General features: G+C 44.3%; 17 protein-coding genes. 9 read left to right on the top strand and 8 right to left on the bottom strand.

Annotated elements, in window-relative coordinates; genetic code table 11:
* Nucleotides 1-66: 66 nt before the first annotated feature.
* A complete protein-coding gene (locus K7A41_RS23115; protein ID WP_265715755.1) occupies nucleotides 67-942 on the bottom strand; it encodes a carbon-nitrogen hydrolase in 876 nt (291 codons plus the stop codon).
* A gap of 80 nt (nucleotides 943-1,022) precedes the next feature.
* The gene (gene rpoN, locus K7A41_RS23120; RefSeq protein ID WP_028068529.1) at nucleotides 1,023-2,489 is read right to left on the bottom strand and encodes an RNA polymerase factor sigma-54; all 1,467 of its coding nucleotides are present in this window, start codon (nucleotides 2,487-2,489) and stop codon (nucleotides 1,023-1,025) included.
* Nucleotides 2,490-2,869: 380 nt separating this feature from the next.
* Here rpoN and K7A41_RS23125 point away from each other — a divergent pair, with 380 nt between their 5' ends.
* The gene (locus tag K7A41_RS23125) at nucleotides 2,870-5,305 is read left to right on the top strand and encodes a penicillin-binding protein 1A (RefSeq protein WP_265715756.1); all 2,436 of its coding nucleotides are present in this window, start codon (nucleotides 2,870-2,872) and stop codon (nucleotides 5,303-5,305) included.
* A gap of 89 nt (nucleotides 5,306-5,394) precedes the next feature.
* On the opposite strand, the gene K7A41_RS23130 is transcribed toward K7A41_RS23125, so the two are convergent.
* Nucleotides 5,395-5,718, bottom strand: a complete 324-nt coding sequence (locus tag K7A41_RS23130) for a hypothetical protein (protein WP_265715757.1) — start codon at nucleotides 5,716-5,718, stop codon at nucleotides 5,395-5,397.
* Nucleotides 5,719-5,819: 101 nt separating this feature from the next.
* On the opposite strand from K7A41_RS23130, the gene K7A41_RS23135 reads away from it, so the two are divergent.
* From K7A41_RS23135 to infB, 4 genes are all read left to right on the top strand, one after another.
* Nucleotides 5,820-6,596 (top strand): XRE family transcriptional regulator, encoded by a 777-nt coding sequence (locus K7A41_RS23135; RefSeq protein ID WP_028068527.1) that lies wholly within the window; start codon nucleotides 5,820-5,822, stop codon nucleotides 6,594-6,596.
* A 143-nt stretch (nucleotides 6,597-6,739) separates the two neighbouring features.
* Nucleotides 6,740-7,204, top strand: a complete 465-nt coding sequence (rimP, locus tag K7A41_RS23140) for a ribosome assembly cofactor RimP (RefSeq protein WP_265715758.1) — start codon at nucleotides 6,740-6,742, stop codon at nucleotides 7,202-7,204.
* Nucleotides 7,205-7,211: 7 nt separating this feature from the next.
* Nucleotides 7,212-8,453, top strand: coding sequence for a transcription termination factor NusA (gene nusA, locus K7A41_RS23145; protein WP_028068525.1), 1,242 nt, complete (start codon nucleotides 7,212-7,214; stop codon nucleotides 8,451-8,453).
* Nucleotides 8,454-8,556: 103 nt separating this feature from the next.
* On the top strand, nucleotides 8,557-11,664 hold the full coding sequence (gene infB / locus K7A41_RS23150) for a translation initiation factor IF-2 (protein WP_265715759.1): 3,108 nt from the start codon (nucleotides 8,557-8,559) through the stop codon (nucleotides 11,662-11,664).
* A gap of 100 nt (nucleotides 11,665-11,764) precedes the next feature.
* On the opposite strand, the gene K7A41_RS23155 is transcribed toward infB, so the two are convergent.
* From K7A41_RS23155 to K7A41_RS23170, 4 genes are all read right to left on the bottom strand, one after another.
* Nucleotides 11,765-12,157: a VOC family protein gene (locus K7A41_RS23155; RefSeq protein WP_028068523.1), complete on the bottom strand. Its 393-nt coding sequence runs from the start codon at nucleotides 12,155-12,157 to the stop codon at nucleotides 11,765-11,767.
* A 1-nt stretch (nucleotide 12,158) separates the two neighbouring features.
* Nucleotides 12,159-13,220 (bottom strand): NADH:flavin oxidoreductase/NADH oxidase, encoded by a 1,062-nt coding sequence (locus K7A41_RS23160; protein WP_265715760.1) that lies wholly within the window; start codon nucleotides 13,218-13,220, stop codon nucleotides 12,159-12,161.
* A 66-nt stretch (nucleotides 13,221-13,286) separates the two neighbouring features.
* Nucleotides 13,287-14,003, bottom strand: coding sequence for a 3-ketoacyl-ACP reductase (locus K7A41_RS23165; protein WP_265715761.1), 717 nt, complete (start codon nucleotides 14,001-14,003; stop codon nucleotides 13,287-13,289).
* A gap of 57 nt (nucleotides 14,004-14,060) precedes the next feature.
* The gene (locus tag K7A41_RS23170; RefSeq protein WP_232048769.1) at nucleotides 14,061-14,648 is read right to left on the bottom strand and encodes an NUDIX domain-containing protein; all 588 of its coding nucleotides are present in this window, start codon (nucleotides 14,646-14,648) and stop codon (nucleotides 14,061-14,063) included.
* 22 nt (nucleotides 14,649-14,670) lie between these two features.
* On the opposite strand from K7A41_RS23170, the gene pyrE reads away from it, so the two are divergent.
* Both pyrE and K7A41_RS23180 read left to right on the top strand, forming a co-directional pair.
* The gene (gene pyrE, locus K7A41_RS23175; protein WP_028068519.1) at nucleotides 14,671-15,321 is read left to right on the top strand and encodes an orotate phosphoribosyltransferase; all 651 of its coding nucleotides are present in this window, start codon (nucleotides 14,671-14,673) and stop codon (nucleotides 15,319-15,321) included.
* An 18-nt stretch (nucleotides 15,322-15,339) separates the two neighbouring features.
* Entirely contained in the window at nucleotides 15,340-15,738 is a 399-nt protein-coding gene (locus K7A41_RS23180; RefSeq protein WP_265715762.1) for an SRPBCC family protein, read from the top strand.
* Between the two features lie 51 nt (nucleotides 15,739-15,789).
* On the opposite strand, the gene K7A41_RS23185 is transcribed toward K7A41_RS23180, so the two are convergent.
* Complete coding sequence (locus K7A41_RS23185) at nucleotides 15,790-16,506, bottom strand: superoxide dismutase (protein WP_265715763.1); 717 nt, start codon at nucleotides 16,504-16,506, stop codon at nucleotides 15,790-15,792.
* A 168-nt stretch (nucleotides 16,507-16,674) separates the two neighbouring features.
* Between K7A41_RS23185 and K7A41_RS23190 the strand changes: the two genes are divergently transcribed.
* Nucleotides 16,675-17,721, top strand: a complete 1,047-nt coding sequence (locus tag K7A41_RS23190; protein ID WP_265715764.1) for a 2Fe-2S iron-sulfur cluster-binding protein — start codon at nucleotides 16,675-16,677, stop codon at nucleotides 17,719-17,721.
* Nucleotides 17,722-17,875: 154 nt separating this feature from the next.
* Entirely contained in the window at nucleotides 17,876-19,801 is a 1,926-nt protein-coding gene (locus tag K7A41_RS23195; protein ID WP_265715765.1) for an acetoacetate--CoA ligase, read from the top strand.
* The last annotated feature ends 65 nt before the right edge of the window (nucleotides 19,802-19,866 follow it).

The following is a 19,866-nucleotide window of genomic DNA, read 5'->3' on the forward strand; positions in this document are numbered from 1 at the left end:
AAAAGCCATTTTAATCCGTTCCTCCGGTTTCGAAGTACGCAAAAAAATGGCCTATATGATTTTATATTAATCCTCGTCGATAAAACGTTTGGTTATTGGCGAATAAGTCTCTATTCTGCGGTCTCGCAGGAAAGGCCAGTGCTTTCTGAAATAATCCGATTCGCTAAGGTCCAGTTCGACCACTGCCACTTCTTCTTTATCGTGTGAAGCAAGGTAAAGAATTCTGCCCTGTGCATTGGTGACAAAGCTTCCGCCCCAGAATTTCATAGCGCCGTTCTGCTCAAAGCCTACACGGTTGACAGATACTACGGGTACACCATTCGCCACTGCATGCGAACGTTGTATCGTCTGCCATGCATTGTATTGATCTTGGTTTGTATCCTCGTCCTGGTCTGTTGCCCAGCCGATCGCAGTAGGGTAAAAGAGGATTTCTGCACCCATCAGCGCTGTTATTCTGGAGGCTTCGGGGTACCATTGGTCCCAGCAGATCAACACACCGATCCGGCCAAATTTTGTTTTGAAAACTTTATATCCCAGATCGCCGGGGGTGAAATAGAATTTTTCGTAAAATGCGGGATCATCAGGGATGTGCATTTTACGGTATTTTCCTAAGTAGGAGCCATCGGCATCCAATACAGCTGTGGTGTTATGGTAGAGGCCTTCAGCTCTTTTTTCAAATAATGAAGCGATGATAACGACTCCTGTTTCTTTTGCCACAGCGGAAAGCGCATCTGTCGATGGTCCGGGGATAGATTCAGCTAGTGCGAAATTGTCATAATCTTCGACATCGCAGAAATATAAAGAGGTAAAGAGTTCTTGCAGGCATACAATTTGTGCGCCCTTTGCAGCAGCTTCTTTTACTTTGGTGATCGCTTTTTCGAGATTATCCTGTTTGTTTGCGGTACAGCTCATCTGTACGACTCCAACGTTTACTTTGCTCATTCCTTCATGCTTATTTAATTCAAGCACAAAGATACTATTCTTAATTCAGATTTGGCAGATCGCAAAAGCAAAAAGAGCTCTTAGAGCTCTTTTCGTAATCTTGCCACAGGAATGTTGAGTGCTTCGCGGTATTTGGCCACGGTACGTCGGGCAATGTTATAGCCTTTTTCCTTGAGGATCTCAGTTAATTTTTCGTCTGCCAAAGGTTTGCGTTTATTTTCCTTGGCAATACATTCTTCCAATATTTTCTTGACCTCTTTGTTGGATACTTCCTCTCCAGAATCTGTTTGTATGGCCTCTGAGAAAAAGGACTTCAACAGGAATGTGCCGAATTCGGTCTGCACATATTTTGAATTTGCCACACGGGAGACGGTGGATATATCCATGTCAATTTTGTCGGCGATATCTTTTAATATCATCGGCTTTAATTTGCGGTCGTCACCTGTCAGAAAATACTCATACTGATATTCCATGATTGCATTCATCGTTTTGAGCAGGGTCTGCTGCCGCTGCTTAATGGCATCTATGAACCATTTGGCCGAATCGAGTTTCTGTTTGACGAACTGCACAGCTTCTTTCATTTTTTTGTCCTTTTGATCAGACTTTTCATAATGTTCAAACATGTGCTGGTAATCACGGCTGATTCGAAGCTCGGGTGCATTACGTCCGTTGAGTGTCAAATGCAGTGTGCCGTCGTTGTTGCTGATATGGAAATCGGGGATGATGTGGAGCTGTTTGCCCGCTACCGCGCCAGAATCTCCGGGTTTGGGGTTTAGTTTTAGTATTTCATTGACGACGTTTTTTAAATCTTCTGATGAAACACCCAGTGATTTTTCCAGCTTGTCGTAATGTTTTTTGGTAAATTCTTCCAGATAATCTGCGACAACCCTGATGGCCAGCTTGATGGTTGGGCTGTTAGGATCTTTTTTCTGTAGCTGGATCAAAAGACATTCCTGCAGATCTCTGGCACCTATGCCGGCAGGTTCAAAATCCTGTATGACCTTAAGCATCTCAAGCACCTCCTGTTCGTCGGTCATGACGTTTTGCCCGAAAGCCAGGTCGTCCACGAGGTTGATGATGGGGCGCCGGAGGTAGCCATCGTCATCGAGGCTGCCTATGATCTGCTGACCAATCAAAAAGTGTTTGTCATCGAGAGCCAGCAGATCCAGCTGTTCTTGAAGCTGTTCGTAAAAGGAATGCTGAATGGCAACGGGCATTTCCTTGCGATCCTCGTCATCGTCGCCATAGTCATAGCCATTTCCGTAGTCTTTATAGTCATCTTCCTGGATGTAATCTTCCAGGCTGAGGTCATCCGAATCAAATCCTTCTTCGTTATCAAAGTTGTCATCAGGATCTTTGTCAGGATACTCTTCTATAGGGTCGGTCATATTAGTCAAGCTACCATCTTCCAAAGCGGGGTTTTCCTCTAATTCTTCTTTTATTCTGGCATCTAAAGAAACTGTGGGTACCTGCAGCAACTTGATAAACTGAATTTGCTGAGGTGACAGTTTTTGTAATAGCTTTTGTTGTAATGTCTGTTTTAACATGCTAATAGTTGACTAGTTTACATCTAAAATTAAGCAAATATCATTATTATTTTAGAATAAAATAGATAATAAATTAAAAGTAGGTATAATATTTGTGGAACCTGTCGACTTGCTTCCTTATGAAGAAAAAGCTGTTCCTTCTTTTTTTTACGCTTTCTGGCTGTCTTATATTGTTTCCGGATTTAATTATGTTCTGCCGTTTTTACGTTTGCAAAATCACAAAGAAATGCGTATTTTTTATTGTTAAAAAATGTAAATACGTGATTGGAGAGATTTATTTAGTTGTATATTTAGCCCCTGAAACATGTGAAGCAGCATATCGAGCGGCAGTAAAACCTTTTGTCGATCCGGTGTGTTGAATATAAGATAAATTTCCATTTATGTTCAGACGTATTAAGAATAGGGTCGTTCGTTACCTCGTTATTGCAATATATTTCGTAATCATCCTGATTTGTGCCATACAGCTTAACTTTCTGTGGCTTTTTGGCTACTCGCCAACGAAAAAGGATATCATTATGCCCAGCGTTAATATCTCGACTGAGCTCTATACGGCTGACAGTGTTCTGATAGGCCGCTATTTTGATGAGGACAGAAATCCAATCCCTTTTGACAGTATTCCAAAAACAGTGATCAATGCACTGATTGCTACGGAAGACGTACGTTTCTATAGCCACAATGGGGTCGATTTTCTAGGTTTGGGTTCAGGAATAGTCTCGACATTGAAAGGGGATAAACGAGGGGCGAGCACGATTACACAACAACTGGCGAAGAATCTGTACCGCACCCGATACAATAAATCCGGTGGGCTGCTGACGCGGTTGCCCGGCGCAGGACTAGTGATTACGAAATTCAAGGAATGGATGACAGCCTATAAACTGGAGCAGCGATACACAAAAAATCAGATATTGGAAATGTATCTGAATACAGTGTCTTTTAGTAACAATGCTTACGGTATAGAGACGGCCGCAAAACGTTACTTTTCGAAAAGGGCTATTCAGCTGGACCAGAATGAAGCTGCGGTATTGATCGGCATGCTGAAGGGAACCACACTCTATAACCCGATCCGTAATCCTGAAAAAGCGTTTGATCGCAAAAATACAGTTTTGGGTCAGCTTTATAAGGCCAATTTCCTGAAAAAGGCAGAATACGAAAATTTGATCAAAGAGAAAATTGTACTGCATACCAATAATCAAGAAATTAATGCAGGGGGCGATTCTTACTTGCGGACCGCTGTCGCCAAATGGCTGGAGAAATGGTCGGAGGAGAATAACTACGATATCTATACTGATGGTTTGAAGATCTATACTACCATTAATTCAAAACTTCAAAGACATGCGGAAGCGGCTGTTGCAAAACAAATGGCGGAGTTACAGCAGCGTTTGAACAACACCTGGTCGGGGCAGGAGCCTTGGCGTGACCTTTCGGGCAAGGTAATTCCAAACTTTTTGGACAATCTGGCCAAAAAGACACCTTATTATGCGTATTTAACCAGAAAATATCCAAATAATCCGGACAGCATCAATTTCTTCTTGAACAAAAAGAAAAAAATGGAGGTCTATAACTGGAAAGACGGTGGAAAGATCGAAAAAGAAATGTCCACAATGGACTCTTTGAAATATTATGCGATGATGCTCAATGCTGGCATGATGTCAATGGATCCCTATTCCGGCGAAATTAAAGCCTGGGTGGGTGGGATCAACCATGAATATTTCAAATATGACCACGTTATGCAGGCTAAGCGGCAGGCAGGCTCGACATTCAAGCCTTTTGTATATCTGGCAGCATTGGAATCGGGAATGTCACCTTGTGATAAAATTACGGACAAGCCGGTCACCATCAAGATTGATAAGGGAGATTCCATAGAAGTATGGGAGCCTAAAAATGCAGACTGGAGTTTTTCCTACCGGGAAATGACTCTGCGGCATGCCATGGCACGTTCTATTAACTCAGTGACCGTGCAGTTAACGGAAAAGGTGACGCCGGCTAAAGTTGTCGACGCGGCGCAGCGCTGCGGTATTACGAGCAAACTGAACCCCGTGGCGTCGGTTGGTCTGGGGCCAAATGATGTTTCGGTATTTGAAATGGTGAATGGTTATGCAACAATGATGAATCATGGGGAGCGTTTGACACCGGTTCTCGTTTCAAAAATCGAGGATCATGACGGTAATGTAATCGCCACATTTCAGGCAGAGCGCAAACAGGTTATTAATAAGCAGGATGCCTGGCTGATGACTTATATGCTCAGAGGCGGAATGGAAGAACCGCGGGGCACGTCCCAAGGGTTGTGGGAGTGGGATCTCTTTGATAAGGAAAATGAAATCGGCGGTAAAACGGGTACGTCGTCAGAATATGTGGATGGCTGGTATATGGGGGTGACCAAAGATCTGGTCACTGGTATATGGGTTGGCTGTGACGAGCGCAGCATTCACTTTAAGAATTCGCATACTGGGGAGGGTTCACGTACCGCTCTGCCTATTTTCGGTGTGTTTTTGGAGTCGGTTTATAAAGATAAGCAACTCGGTTATGTACAAGGGAAATTTCCGGCCCCAACTGTGGATATCACCAAACCTTATAAGTGTGAGACACCGCGTTATAGTGAACCTGAGCCGGAGCAGAGCGACTCGACCAATACGGATGAACAGGTTGATGAAGGTTTCATAGGGCCAGAAGAAGAAGGTGCAGAAGAGCAGGCAGCTGGACAGCATAACAGCGGAGATAACGGAGCTTCGGAAAGTACGGATCAGCAGGGTGGTCATTCCGCAGATACCGAAACACATCTGCCATCTCGGGAAAATATGGGTCCACAGGGGGTGTAAAACGGGATACACGAATATATAAGGCTGCCTGCCGAACGCAGGCGGCTTTTTTCGTTTTCAGGCAGGTTTATCAACTAAGCTAGGTGGTATTAAGCTGCGTAATGTGAGGTGCTTTTCGGGTATCCTTGCTGCGGCTGCTGAAACAGATTGTTCCAGTTCGGATTGTGTTTACGGATGATTCTTTCGATCTGCATTCTTGTAAATCGCTGCAGTTCCTGTATTTTTTTTCGGGCTGCTCCCAAGCTGGGAAATGTTTCACAGTAAATGATACGGGTTAAATCTGGGCCCTGCTGAAAAATAAAATTACTGGATTGCTGCAGCTCCACGGCTGTACGTATAATGTTCGATGTGAAGTCGATTTTGAAGTGATTTCTATTGTTGTCAGTCAATATATATACAATAAAATTACCCATAATGCTAAATTATTTGGATGTTTAAAATTTATTTACTAATTTTATTGGCACAATATTACTAATAAAATTAGTTTTTGCAAAATATTTTTTGAAAAAATAATATGTCAAATATTTCGTCCAACCTGAAATTCCTTAGAAAAGGAAAGAAACTTACTCAGCAGCAATTTGCTGATATCATGGAAATTAAAAGAGCTTCTGTCGGCGCTTATGAAGAGGATAGAGCTGAGCCAAAATATGAATTACTAAAAAAAATAGCTGAATTTTATGGTTTGACCATGGATGAGCTGGCGAACGATGTAATTGATGAGAAGTGGAAGCCGGTGCCCAAAAGTAACGCTTCCAATTTAAGGGTGCTCAGTGTGACGGTAGACGCGGACAACCGTGAGAATATCGAATTGGTGCCTGTTAAAGCGAGTGCGGGCTACTTAAACGGTTATGGTGATCCGGAATACGTGGCAGAGCTGCCTAAGTTTTCGTTGCCGATGTTTGGGCAAGGCACTTTCCGGGCCTTTGAAATAAAAGGGGATTCCATGCTTCCCCTTCCATCCGGCTCGATTATCGTTGCTGAATACGTGGAGAACTGGCATGACATCAAGCCCGGACAGACCTATGTTGTTGTGTCGAAAGAAGAAGGTGTGGTGTACAAGCGTATTGCTTACAAATTCAAAGAGGATAAGGGGCTGAAACTCGTGTCGGACAACAAAACTTACGAGCCCTATTGGGTGGAGACTTCCGATATTCTGGAGGTCTGGAAAGCTAAGGCGTTTATCAGTACGCAGCTGCCGGAGCCGACGCCGGAGCCGACAATGGAGACGCTCACCAGTATGATGGCCCAGATGCAAAAAACAATTAATGCGGTGGTCGACAATTCGAAGTAATTGTCAAATTACGTTGTGGAATTTGCTAGGTATTTGTTTTTTATTTTATAAAGTACTATATTTGCATAATCTGAAAGGAAGGGGGCTTATATTGCCCCCTTTTTTTAATACAATTAATTTTAGCGTTTCTAGCAAGCAGAACAATGCAAGATATAGAAAAACGAGTCGTCGAACTCATACAAGAAAAGATAGCAGATCGCGAGGATTTGTTTATTGTCAGTGTGAAAATGCATCCAAATAAGATTTTGGAAATTCTTTTGGATGGGGATAATGGGGTGAATATTGATGACTGTGCACAGGTAAGCCGCCACGTAGGGTACCATTTGGAAGAGGAAAATGTCGTTGATAATGCCTATCGTCTGGAGGTTTCATCACCGGGAATAGATGCAAATTTTGTGAATTTGCGACAGTACCAGAAAAATATTGGCCGTACGGTTCAGGTCAAGCTAAATGACAATACAAAAGTTGAGGGAAAATTGACTGCCGTGGATGATACGAAAATTAACGTTCTTCAAAAAATTAAGGAAAAAGGCAAAAAAGTACAAGAGGTGGAGAAAGAGCTTCCTTTTGACCAGATAAAAGCAACAAAAGTGGTAATTTCATTTTAAAAGAATAATGAGCAACAGCAACATCAATCTGATAGACTCTTTTCAGGAGTTTAAAGAGTTTAAAAATATCGATAGACCTACAGTCATCACCGTATTGGAGGAGGTTTTTCGCAGTATGATCCGTCGTCGTTTCGGTACGGATGAAAATGTGGACGTCATCGTGAATCCGGACAATGGAGATTTGGAAATCTGGAGAACGCGTGTCGTTGTGGAGGATGAATTTTCGGAAGATGATGATCTCGAGATTGAGCTGGCGGAAGCAAGAAAGCATGATGAGGATCTGGAAGTAGGCGATGATTTTATTGAGCAGATTACATTAGAGAGTTTTGGACGCCGGGCTATTCTGGCAGCGCGCCAAACCTTGGTTTCCAAGATCCTTGAACTGGAGAAAGACGAGGTCTTTAAGAAATACAAAGACAGGGAGGGCGAATTAGTTATCGGTGAAGTCTATCAGATCTGGAAGAAAGAGATTCTTGTACTGGATGAGGATGGTAATGAGTTGATTTTGCCGAAGTCGGAGCAGATTCCAGCTGATTATTTCAAAAAAGGGGATGGTATCCGTGCTGTCGTTCATAAAGTGGATATGATGAACAATAATCCGAAGATTATCATTTCACGTACAGCACCGGCGTTTTTGCAGCGCTTATTTGAGCTTGAAGTACCAGAGATTTTCGATGGATTGATTACGATTAAAAAAATTGTTCGTGAACCGGGGGAACGCGCAAAAGTTGCTGTGGAATCTTACGACGACCGTATTGATCCTGTGGGAGCATGTGTGGGTATGAAAGGCTCACGTATACATGGTATCGTTCGTGAACTGCGAAACGAGAATATTGATGTGATTAACTTCACCACAAATCATTCTTTGTATATTGCACGTGCCCTAAGTCCCGCACGCATCAGTTCCATTAAGATAGATGAAGAGAATAAAACTGCGGCGGTCTATCTAAAATCGGATCAGGTTTCATTGGCTATTGGCCGTGGGGGACACAATATCAAGCTTGCGGGTAAGCTGACTGGTTACGAAATTGATGTTTACCGTGAAAATGATGAGTTCGATGAGGATGTGGACATTGAAGAGTTCAGCGACGAAATTGAAGGCTGGGTTATTGACGAATTGAAACGGGTAGGATTGGATTCTGCGAAGTCGGTTTTATCGTTGAGCGAGGAAGAGCTCGTGAGACGTACCGATCTGGAAGAGGATACCATTCGCGAGATCGTACGTATATTGCAAGCTGAATTTGAATAAAATTCAGCTTGTCGATTTTTTTCAATCTAACAGACGGAATAAATTGTTTATGGATAGAAAAAATCATATTTTTGTAATTACATTAAAATAGTTTATATTATAGATGACTGAAGGAAAAGGAACAAACTTGCTTAAAGCAGCAAAGGAACTCAACATCGGGATACATACCGCCGTCGAATGTTTAGTGAAAAAAGGATATGATGTAGAAGCAAAACCTAACACTAAACTAAGCGGAGAGATGTATGGTGTGCTGTTAAAAGAGTTTCAGGGAGACAAATCACTGAAAGATGAAGCTAAACAGATCGTTATTGGCAAAATTCGTCGTGAGGAGTCGCCGTCCGCTTCTCCTAAAGAATCATCTAGAAATGACGATTTTGAAGAATATGAGGAGCCAAAGGAAATTTTGGTTAAGAATACTGTAGAGATTCCGTCTGCCAAGGACACTGCTCCAGCTAAACCAGCAGAGGAGCCTGTTCATCAAGGGGGAATGAAAGTGGTTGGCAAAATCGATCTTGACGCCCTAAACAGAGGTGGGAGTAGGCATAAAAAAGGGGAGGCTTCAAATCAGGAACCTAACGTTGCCAAAGATACAGCAGCGGAGGCTAAGGCTGATGTAAAAGCAGAAGGAAGAGGTGCTGCCGCGGAAGCAAATAAAGAAGAACCACAGGTTGTCGAAAAGAAACCGGAAGCCGTTGTGCCAGAGGTTGAAACTTCAAAACCTGAAGTAGATAAAACTGAAGTAAAAGCAACTCCGGTTGTAGAGACTAAAACTGAACCTGTGAAGGTAGAAGACAAGAAAAAAGACGAAACAGCAGTTAAAGCTGTATCAGCAACTCCGACAGCGGAGCCTGAAAAAAAAGACGAAGATGATATCATTTCTGCCCGTGCAGAGAGATTAACTGGTCCCAAGGTAATCGGTAAAATCGAATTGCCCTCTGCAAGACCTTCTCATAAGCCAGTGGCTTCCTCTTCCAATGCTGGTAACAATAATGAAAAACGTAAGCGTAAGCGTACAAATCCAAATGGTCCAGTGAATCCGAATGCTGGACAAGGTGGTCACCAGAACCGCGGACCTCGTGATGGAAACGCTGGTCGTGATCAACAAAATAGAGGTGGCCATGCTGGAAATACAGGTAATCCTAACAACCGTCAGGGGCAAAATGCACCACATTCTGGAAGACCGGGCCAAGGAGGCAATAGTCAGCATCAAGGTAGACCTGGACAGGGGGGAAGACCACAACAGGGACGTTTTGACAACCGAGGAAAAGGAAGACCTGTTGAGAATAAGGAAGAACCTTCTGAAAAGGAAATCCAAGATCAGATCAAGGCAACACTTGCCCGTTTGAGCGGTGCCGGTAAATCTGGTAAGTTTGCGCAGCGTGCTAAGCTGAGACGTCAGAAACGTGATGACGTGGCTCAACATGCTGAAGAAGCTGCAATGGAACAGGAACTGATGGCAAAAGTTCTGCGGGTTACAGAATTTGTAACGGCCAACGAACTAGCTAACTTAATGGATGTGCCTGTTACGCAAATTATTGCAACTTGTATGAGTTTGGGTATGTTTGTGTCCATCAACCAACGTTTGGATGCGGAGACATTAGCCATCGTAGCAGATGAATTTGGTTATCAGGTAGAGTTTATTAAACCTGAGGACGAGGAAACTGCCGAACTGGAAGAGCCAGATACAGAGGCGAATCTGATCCCTCGGGCACCTATCGTAACGGTGATGGGTCACGTGGACCACGGTAAGACATCTTTACTGGATTATATCCGTAAAGCGAACGTTACGTCGGGGGAAGCAGGAGGTATCACCCAGCACATTGGTGCATATGCTGTAAAATTAGATGATAATCGCAAGATTACATTTTTAGATACACCGGGCCACGAGGCCTTTACGGCGATGCGTGCACGTGGAGCTAAAGTGACGGATATCGTTATTATCGTTATTGCGGCTGACGATGCCGTCATGCCTCAGACCAAAGAGGCCATTAATCATGCTCAGGCAGCAGGTGTGCCTATTGTGTTTGCCTTTACCAAGGTGGACAAACCGGGCGCAAATGCTGATCGGATTCGCGAGCAACTTTCGGCCATGAACATTCTTGTTGAGGACTGGGGCGGTAAATTCCAGGCACAGGAGATTTCGGCTAAAACAGGTGAAAACGTAGATCTTCTACTCGAGAAAGTTCTTTTGGAGGCTGAAATGTTGGATCTGAAAGCTGACCCTAAGAAACGTGCTGTGGGTTCGGTCATCGAAGCTGCTTTGGACAAAGGACGCGGTATTGTGACGACGGTGCTCATTCAGGGCGGTACCCTACGTGTTGGTGATCCGATTTTGGCAGGTTCTCATTCGGGTAAAGTGAAAGCTTTGACTAATGAAAGAGGCGAACGTGTGAAAGAGGCTGGCCCATCAGTTCCGGTACAAATTTTAGGGATGTCCGGAGCGCCTACTGCCGGTGATAAACTCTATGTATTGGAGAGCGAGTCCGAAGCCCGTACAGTGGCCAACAAACGCCTTCAGCTACAGCGTGAGCAGGGAATGCGTGCTACGAAGCATATCACATTGGATGAGATCGGCCGTCGTTTGGCTATTGGTAACTTTAAGGAGCTTAATATCATCGTCAAAGGGGATGTGGATGGTTCCATTGAGGCCCTGTCAGATTCATTACTGAAATTGTCGACTGATGAAATCCAGGTTAACATTATCCATAAGTCTGTAGGTGCGATCTCTGAATCGGATGTATTATTGGCCTCCGCTTCTGATGCGATCATCATTGGTTTCCAGGTGCGACCAACGCAAAATGCACGTAAACTGGCAGAAAATGAGCAAATTGATGTGCGTTTATATTCTATCATTTACGATGCGATCGAAGAGATCAAATCTGCGATGGAGGGTATGTTGGCTCCGAAATACGAAGAAAAAATTGTGGCTGAGGTTGAAATCAGGGAGACCTTTAAAATTTCGAAAGTGGGTACCATTGCTGGATGTATGGTTCGCGAAGGTAAGATCAGTAGAAATAACGATATCCGTGTCATCAGAGACGGTGTGGTGATCCATACTGGTAAGCTGGCTTCCTTAAAACGTTTCAAAGATGATGTCAAAGAAGTTAGCCAAGGTTATGAATGTGGTCTAAATATTGATCGCTTCAATGATATTCAGGTCGGAGACATTGTGGAAGCTTACGAGCAAGTCGAAGTAAAACGTAAACTGTAATGTGCTTTCCGAATTCGGAAAGACAAGTGGATAGTTTATCTACGGACAGATTTACGACAAGAATAAAAAAGGCATTGATGAAAGTCAATGCCTTTTCTGTTTAGCGTTCATACAATTCGATCGGCAGCTCGTCCGGATCGGAAAAGAAGGTAAACTTTTTGTTGGTCAGTGGATCAACGCGGATTCCTTCATGGAGAATACCGGCAGCTTCCAGTTTAGCCATTTCGTCGGCTAGGTTGTCCACTTCAAAAGCCAAATGTCGGAGCCCGGCTGCTTCAGGAAAGCTGGATCTCTTCGGTGGCGAAGGGAAGGAGAACAACTCAATAATATAGGAGCCGTTCAATTTGAGATCCAGCTTAAAGGAATCGCGGTCAGCCCGATAATGCTCCCGCTCGATCTCAAGGCCTAGAATCTCGGTATAGAAGTGTTTTGAACGCGGATAATCACTACAGATTATGGCGATGTGATGTATTCTATTTAAGTGAAGTGTCATCTTATTTAGCTCTTTCGTACTGTTTGGGCCATGATACCTCGGTCTGGAGTTGTTTCGCAAAACGTAAAGGAAGATGAGGATCATCCAGAAAAGCTCTTGCGATCAAAATCAGGTCGGCCTGATTTTGTGCAATGATATCGGCTGCCTGGTCCGCCGTCTTTATCATTCCAACGGTGGCTATTTTAAGAGCTGTCTTTTCCTTGAGGGCTATAGCAAAGGGAAGCTGATACGCAGGCCCGACATCGATTTTTTGGTGCGACACCAATCCGCCGCTTGAAACATCAATGAGCTCGACACCCAGAGGTGCCAGTTGCTGAGATAGCCTGATGGATTGTTCCAGGTCCCAGCCATTGGGCGCCCAGTCGGTTGCGGAAATACGTACCCAAAGGTTCTGTGTTGTCATTTCTTGTTTCACCCGCTGTACGATCCTAAGGAGAAAGCGTATTCTATTTTCGAATGTACCGCCGAAGATGTCTGTCCGGACATTGCTCAGCGGAGACAAAAACTGATGGATGAGGTAGCCATGGGCAGCATGCAGTTCTATAATCTCGTAGCCGGCAGACACCGCCCTTTTTGCTGCTGCACCGAATTGCTCGACCAGTTCCTCTATTTGATGAATTTTAAGTTCCTGGGGAAGATAATCGCCAGTATGGAAGGTCAGTGCCGATGGGGCTACTGTCTGCCATCCTAAGGGTTCTGTAGGCGCAAATTGACCACGTCCCGCCCAAGGCTTATTGCTGCTTGCTTTGCGGCCTGCGTGCGCGAGCTGTATACCGGGGATAGCGCCATTGGCCTTTATGAAATCTGTTATTTCTTTTAATTTTGGGATCTGACTATCTTCCCATAGTCCCAGGTCACCATAACTGATGCGGCCTTCAGGTGTGACCGCTGTCGCTTCCTGAATGATAGCTGCCGCGCCGCCAAGGGCAAATTGTCCGAGATGCACAAGGTGCCAGTTGTTGGCAAAGCCATCTTCTGCAGAATATTGACACATGGGAGACACCACTAAGCGGTTTTTGAACTGAAGCTGTCCAATGGTGATCGGTGAAAATAATTGACTCATAGTTTCTTTATTTATAACAGCCGGAGGCAGTTGCTCCGGCGGTGCCAACGTTTTTACGATGTTGTTTTAGGGATTTGTGGACCACAAAGAAGCCGATTTTAACATCGCTCTCCGCGGTAGCTTCAGATTTGCCACGACGAGTTCGGCAAAATCTTCAGGTTGAAGGACTTTGTCCGGATCTCCATCTGTCAGGCCCAGCTGTTTGGACATATCTGAAGCAATAGTGCTCGGCATCAAGGTACATACACGAATATTGTTTTTGCGCACCTCACGCATCAGTGAATCGGCAAATCCGATAACACCGAATTTTGATGCACTATAGGCTGAAGTGGTCGCCGCGCCATTCAATCCGGCAGTTGAGGATACCATTACAATATCGCCATAATTCTGTGCGAGAAATTGTGGCAGCATGGCCTTTGTAACAAAATATGTGCCCAGCAGATTGACCTGTATGATTTCCGTCCAGTCCGCTACATCCATGTCAGCGACCGAAGCAAAAGAAGATATTCCAGCATTGTTGATAAGAATGTCAAAGTTGCCAAAGCTGTGGTTCAATTGCTGAATTTCACGTTCCACTGCTGCGTGGTCAGCCACATCAAACACGGCATAGGTAACCGCTGTACCCGAGACGCTGAGTTCGGCAACAGCCTGTTTCAATGCCGTTTCATTCCGGCCTGTTATAGCCACTTGCACCCCTTCTTTGACGAGCGCTGCAGCAATGGCTCTGCCGAGGCCTCTTGCTCCACCCGTCACTAAAGCTCTTTTTCCAGTTAAATTTTCCATAGCATAAAAATAAGCATGATCCGACGTACTAGTGTCAGATGAACCTCAAAAGGTTATTTATTTCGCCTTTTTGATGATATTTTCGATAATCGGGTAGGTATTGGTCAGCAGGTCTTCAAACTGGTCCGTACTGCGCCACTCTGCCTTTGTAATATCTTCTGCAGTCTGTGGGATCAGCTTTGGAACTTTATTCACACCCATTTCATACCAATTGGTCGCTTTGAGCACAAACTCGCCATTGCGTAGATAATAAGTATGATACGATGTGGTGATTTTTTTTCCTAAATAATGGATTTTTATGCCACATTCTTCTTCCACTTCACGGACTGCCGCCTCTTTCATTTTCTCGTTGTCTTCGACTTTACCTTTCGGCAGGTCCCATTTGCCCAGACGGTAGATAAAAAGATACTCCCCGTCGCCGTTTTTGACCAGCCCGCCAGCTGCCTTTATGATTTTGTGCTTGCTTTTTAAGTTTTGGAATACAGTCTCAAAATCCTTATTGATGTAGAGATAGGTCTTTGGAACTTTATCAATCTCAGATTGTTTGAAAAGTTTTTGGAGTTCAATGTCTTGAATACTAATTGTTTGCGGGTTTTTGATTTTTGAAGGAACGAAATCTGCCAAAATTAGCACGGTTTCGTTCATATAAATTTTATAAATTTGCGCCATGAATAATTTAAATGAGGTTGAACAAAAAGTTGCTGAATCCTTATTGCAAATTAAAGCAATAAAATTGCAACCTAAAAGTCCTTTTACATGGGCGTCGGGTTGGAAGTCTCCAATTTACTGTGATAACCGTATCACTTTATCTCATCCAGCGATACGTACGTATATTCGTCAGAAGCTTTCAAAGCTTATTCAAGAGGAGTTTGGATCAGTGGATATGATTTCAGGAGTCGCTACGGCAGGTATTCCGCAAGGTGTTTTGGTGGCACAGGATTTAGGACTGCCGTTTTCCTATGTAAGAAGTTCTGCGAAGGATCATGGCCGTCAAAATATGATCGAGGGAGAAGTGGTCAGCGGTCAGCGCGTTGTTGTCGTTGAAGACTTGATCTCAACAGGAAAAAGTAGTTTAGTGGCTGTCAAGGCGCTTCGGGAAGCGGGATGTAACGTTGTTGGCCTGGTTTCGATTTTTACCTATGGACTGCAGGAAGCAACGGACAATTTTGCAGAAGCGAAATGTCCTTACTTTAGTCTGTGCAATTATGATGCGTTGATTCAGGTTGCAGCAGAAAACAGCTACGTCCTGGAGGAAGACGTTGAGATCTTGAAAAAATGGAGATTGAATCCAGCAGGATGGGGCGTAAGCTTTCAATAGAAACCAATATATACCGTTATGACGACTATTCAAAATACTACAGCGATCAATAGGAATATCAGTGAGGTATATGCCTTTTTGTCGGACTTGAATAACCATGAACAGTTGATGCCCGATAATATTTACAACTGGTCATCAACTGCTGACGAAGCGCGTTTCACCATTCAGAACATGGCAAAATTAGCATTGACGGTAGCCGAAAGGTTAAAGAACCAGCTCATCCGATTGGTCCCTTCGGAGAAGGCACCTTTTGAGGTGACATTACGCTGGGAGTTAGAGGAAGCCGCTGCAACTGTTACGAAAGCTACATTTGTCATTGACGCTGACCTCAATATGATGATGAAAATGATTGCCTCCGGACCGCTTCAGAAGCTAACAGATTTCCAGATTAATAAGCTAAAAGAAATACTCGGTTAGAATGTCTAACGGACAGATAATAAAAAAGCCTGATTATATCAGGCTTTTTTATTATGCTATTCTTTCGTCGACTTTTTTCCAGTTCACGACATTCCACCAGTTTTTGATGTAGTCCGCTCTTTTGTTTTGATAATGCAGATAGTAAGCATGTTCCCATACATCCAAGCCTAAAACGGGAATACCTTTCACTTCCGCTACATCCATTAGCGGATTGTCCTGATTTGGCGTGGAGCTGATCTTCAGATTGCCGGAATCGTCGAGAATCAACCATGCCCAGCCCGAACCAAAACGGGAAGCCGCAGCGGCGCCAAACTGTTCTTTGAATTTATCAAATGAACCGAAGGCTTTATTGATCATCGCAGAGAGCTTCTCACCGGGCTGTCCGGGCTTGTCCGATAAGCTCTCCCAGAAAAAATTATGGTTCCAGGCCCCGCCTGCGTTATTGCGAGCCTTAGCAGAATACTTGGATATATTCGCCAAAAGCTGTTCCTCAGAAGTTTCCTTGATGTTTTCAGCAATAATTGCGTCATTAACAGCGTTTATATATGCCATATGATGCTTTGTATAATGGATTTCCATCGTCAAGGCATCAATATTTGGCTCCAATGCAGCATAACTGAAAGGTAACTTTACTTGAGAGAACGTTAACGTAGCGGCATTTAATTCAGTTGCTTTCGCGGAAGCAATATCTTGTAATATCGATCCAGATACAGCGATGCCCAATGTGGCTTTTGCTGCATTTTGAAGGAAGTTTCTGCGTGTTTGCATATAATCTTGTTATGATTAATTTTTGATATAAATATAACGTGAAAATTCACAATTATTGTGCGAGAATTGTCTGCCTATTGTAATACAACAAAATTGTTATCATTTTACTGTTGCTATACACGGCCTTGTATGATTGCATTTCATAGCAAATTTATCTATGTTTGAATTATGTATGCACTCAGGATAACAAAAATAATTCCCCAGCCTAATCATAATCTTACTTTTCAGCTGGAGCCATTGACTGCGGACTATCCAAAGTATAAGGCGGGGCAGTTTATCACTCTTTCATTTATGTTTGGCGATCGGGAGGTCCGGCGGTCCTATTCATTTAATAGTTCTCCTGACAACGATGAGCCAATGAGCATTACGGTGAAACGTGTGGAGAACGGCGAGATATCCCGCTTATTGCATCATAGGGTTGCCGAAGGTGATATTGTTCAGGCGCTGGAACCCCAGGGATTGTTTTTCTATGAGCCGGAAAGGGACAAAGTGCGGACATTGTTTTTGTTTGCAGCGGGGATAGGCATTACCCCGTTGTATTCGATTCTGAAGACGGCGTTGCTTGCCGAAAATAAATCCAGGGTTGTCCTTGTCTATAGTAATAGCTCGTCGGCACAAACTCCTTTTAAGGCAGAACTGGAACATTGGGCAAGGCAGTTTCCCGACCGGTTAACCATTATATGGATCTATTCCGATAGCAAATTTTTATTGAAAGCCCGGCTAAATAGAGACTATATCCTTTCTATTGTTAACGAGCATCTGGTTGGCGCCAGGTCCGAGGCGCTCTTTTACACCTGCGGCCCGGTCATCTATATGGATCTTTGCCGGTTCACCTTACTGGGAATAGGCTTCGATGCACAACAGATCAAACGGGAGACCTTTTTGTTGCCTGAAAATGAAGAAGATGATGATGACGAAACCGAGAAGCAGGTCGATATGACAACATATGCAATCAAATTACATTTTAGGGGGCATACCTATGCGCTGAAGGTTCCTTACGATAAGTCGATTCTTGATGTCGGTCTCGAGCATAACATAAAACTGCCCTATTCCTGTAAGTCGGGGATGTGCAGCACCTGCATTTCGCAATGTACAAAAGGAAATGTACGCATGGATTATAATGAAGTGCTGACGGACCGTGAAGTGGAAAACGGACGCATTTTACTATGTACAGGGCATCCGACGGCAGACGGAACGGAGATTGAGGTGCTTTAGTGTATAAATTGTTTTATGCTGCAACCTTTTCCCCAAATAATCTTTTGTTTATTATATATTTATAATTTTTTTGTTCTGTTTTTCTCTGAAATAAAGTTGTAAATGCGGTCAAATTTAGCTAAGTTTGAGTATAACCGTTTTATATCCAACTATTATGGGAAAATTACTCTGGAGTCCGACAGAAGACCAAAAATCTGAATCTGGGATTGGGCAGTTTAAACAGTACGTCGAACAGCGGCATCAACTGACTTTCGCGTCGTATCATGCGCTCTGGGAATGGTCCACAGACAACCTCGCTGTTTTCTGGGCTGATGTCGCCAGATTTTTTCAGGTAAATTTTCATGCCGAGCCGGTAACTATCCTGGAACCGCCAACGGACACCGCAAGTTTTATTGGAACCAAATGGTTTAGTGGCGCCACATTAAGCTATGCCGAGCATGTATTTCGGTGTGCCACCGATCTGCGGCCGGCTTTGATCTTTCAGTCCGAACGGACGGCGTTGCGTGAGGTCTCCTGGGCTGAATTGCACGATATGGTCCTGCGGCTGCAACTATTTCTGAAAGACAGGGGTGTATCCAAGGGCGACCGTGTCGCAGGCGTGCTGATCAACGGCGTCGAAGCTGTTGCCCTGTTTCTGGCCACCAATTCGATTGGCGCAATCTGGTCCTGTTGTTCTCCTGATTTTGGGGAAGCAAGCATTCAGGATCGCTTTGGGCAAATTGAGCCCAAAGTACTCTTTGCAAACGCAAACTATGCTTACAATGGACGTCTATTTGACAAGGAGCAAAGCATCCGAATGCTTGCAGAGCAGCTTCCTTCACTGTCGGCTTGTGTTTTTGTGGATGATCCTGCATGGACGCAGATCATGACGAGGGATATTGCCCATACAGTCCTCCAGTATACTCCTGTCAGTTTTGATGATCCGATATGGATTCTGTATTCCTCCGGTACTACGGGAAAGCCGAAGGCAATCACCCATGGCACAGGGGGCATGCTGCTGGAGCATATGAAGGCTCTGGCACTGCACCAGAATGTACAGGAAGGGGAGCGATTCATGTGGTATTCGACGACGGGCTGGATGATGTGGAACTATGCGCTTTCGGCGCTATTGATGAGCAATACGCTTTGTATCTATGATGGCGCAACACATTATCCCGATAAAATGAAGTTGTGGCAATTTGCTAAAGAAGCAGAGGTAGACCATTTCGGTGCCGGTGCTGCTTATTTGATTTCCTGCCGGGATCAGCACCTGCGAGCGTTAAACTATTGTCCCAAGACCCTCGGATCGACGGGATCACCACTTCCGCCGGACGTATTTGAATGGCTTCATGATCAATTTCCAAAAAGTCAGATTATATCACTAAGTGGCGGTACGGATGTGTGCAGCGCATTTTTATCCGGATGTACACTGCTAGATGTGTACGCCGGCGAGATTCAATGTCGTACTTTAGGAGCCAAGATTGCTGCCTTTAACGAAAATGGCGCTGCTGTGCAGCAGGAGGTCGGCGAGCTGGTTATCCTGGCGCCCATGCCCTGTATGCCGATCTATTTTTGGAACGATGCAAACAATGAAAAGTACTTTGACAGTTATTTTGATAAATTTCCGGGAATCTGGAGTCATGGTGATTGGATCAAAATTACTGAAAATGATGGCGTTATCATGTACGGACGTTCGGACGCAACCCTAAACCGTGGTGGGGTCCGGATCGGAACAGCCGAAGTGTACAACGTCCTCAACACGATCGAGGAAGTAGGAGATAGCCTTGTTATCTGCGTCGATCATCAGAACGGAGGATCTGACATGCTTCTGTTTGTGCAGCTTCGCGATGGCCTGCTGGAAGACGCTTTAAAAGATCGGATTAAAAGGTCGCTGCGGCAGCAATACAGCCCGCGTCATGTCCCGGACCGAATTTTTCAGGTGGATGCGATTCCGTATACCTTGAGTGGTAAAAAGCTGGAACTGCCCATTAAAAAGCTTTTTTCGGGCATACCGGCCGATAAAGCCGTGTCACGGGATATTATGCGAAATCCGGAGTCTATAGCTGCTTTTGAGCACCTTAGCCGTGTATGGAGCACCTAGCACTTATACGTTTTTATTTTTCCGAAAGTCCTCACCAAACAGATTGCGGTGAGGACTTTTTTGTT

This window comes from Sphingobacterium sp. InxBP1 (assembly GCF_026191775.1).
Classification (GTDB): Bacteria; Bacteroidota; Bacteroidia; order Sphingobacteriales; family Sphingobacteriaceae; genus Sphingobacterium; species Sphingobacterium thalpophilum.